The organism is Hyunsoonleella rubra (assembly GCF_042684665.1).
Classification (GTDB): Bacteria; Bacteroidota; Bacteroidia; order Flavobacteriales; family Flavobacteriaceae; genus Jejuia; species Jejuia rubra.
In genome coordinates this window covers 1-1,332 of sequence record NZ_JBHULY010000022.1, presented here as the reverse complement: position 1 = coordinate 1,332, position 1,332 = coordinate 1, and the positions used below count along the sequence as shown (strand labels likewise).

The window sequence follows — 1,332 nt, the reverse complement described above, 5'->3', positions numbered from 1 at the left end:
AACTTTTCTTGGTAATCTTTCTTGCCTTGCATACAGAAAGATACGAATTTTCTGTATATTTAGCGAGTGGTTGTGCAACAGGCACAACGTGTATAATTAATTGCTTTGGTCGTTGCTTATTTGGAAAATTCATTCGGAATTTTCTCGCGTTCGTTTTTGTTTATTAAATTAGTTGCTTAAACACGCAACTAATCATACACAAACCGTTGCCACCAATTTGAATGAACATCAGAAATCCCATATATTCGTTTAGTATTATAGTTTTTCTTTTCGGAATTTTCATATTCTTTATTATGGGATTTTGGGGAATTGGAGCTATACTTTGGTTGTTTGGAATTTATTCAATTTTAGTATTTACAAGTTTTTTACTTAAAAAATTCAAAGTCAAATACCGACAAATTATTGAATGGACTTTAATATTTGTTTATGTTTTGTCACACACTTTATACCATTTAAATTGGGACGTTGGAAGTGAAATTTATTTCACAAATGAAAATGAACCTTTTGTTGGAAAAAATCAGAGTTTTATAATAGTTTTCGGAATAGAAAATCAACCAAAACTCGAAAGTAATTATTTTACAAATAATAAAATATTTATTCCAGAAAATGGAATTTTACTAACCTCTTCAAAAAAGGAGACATTTAAACATAGATATAAATTTCCTGTAATTGGTAGTGGTGAAAAGTTTTCTGCGACTTACTTTGAGCAATATAATTGTTACGGAGAAAAAAATCACAAATTCAATTACGTTGTTGGAACAATTAGCGACTTGGGAGAAGTTGATTATAAATACAGAGATTCAATTGGAGATTTAATTTGTGAGAAACTTAAAAATAAAGATTTAAAAAACAACCTGAAAGTAGGTTATGAAAATGGAAATTATCTTGACCAAAAAGAAGTTTTAATCAATTATCAAAATTTGACTAAACTTCCAAACGGACTTTTAGAATTGAAAAATCTAGAGTATTTAAATATTCATTCTAATAAACTGAAAGAATTTCCTAAAAGTATTTTAGATTTTCCTAAACTAAAAAGACTGACAATAGGCTATAATGAAATTAAAACAATCCCAGAATGGATTGGTGGAATTAAAAGTTTAGAAAGTCTTGCTATAAATGGAAATGAATTGACTTCAATTCCTGACACTTTATTGACCTTGCCTAAACTGAATTATTTACTGATTAGAGAAAATAATTTTAACGAATCAAGAATAAAAGAAACAATTGAAAAATTTGAACAAAAAGGAGTGACAGTCCAATATGAATAAAAAAGTCGAGTAGGTAAAGGGGAATCTCACCCCTAAACCTCTCACAGAACCGTACGTGATACTC

1 protein-coding gene is annotated in these 1,332 nt (G+C 28.6%); it reads left to right on the top strand.

Features of this window, described 5'->3' with window-relative positions; all coding sequences use genetic code 11:
- Positions 1-293 precede the first annotated feature (293 nt).
- Positions 294-1,268, top strand: a complete 975-nt coding sequence (locus ACFSR8_RS10435) for a leucine-rich repeat domain-containing protein (protein WP_380291759.1) — start codon at positions 294-296, stop codon at positions 1,266-1,268.
- The last annotated feature ends 64 nt before the right edge of the window (positions 1,269-1,332 follow it).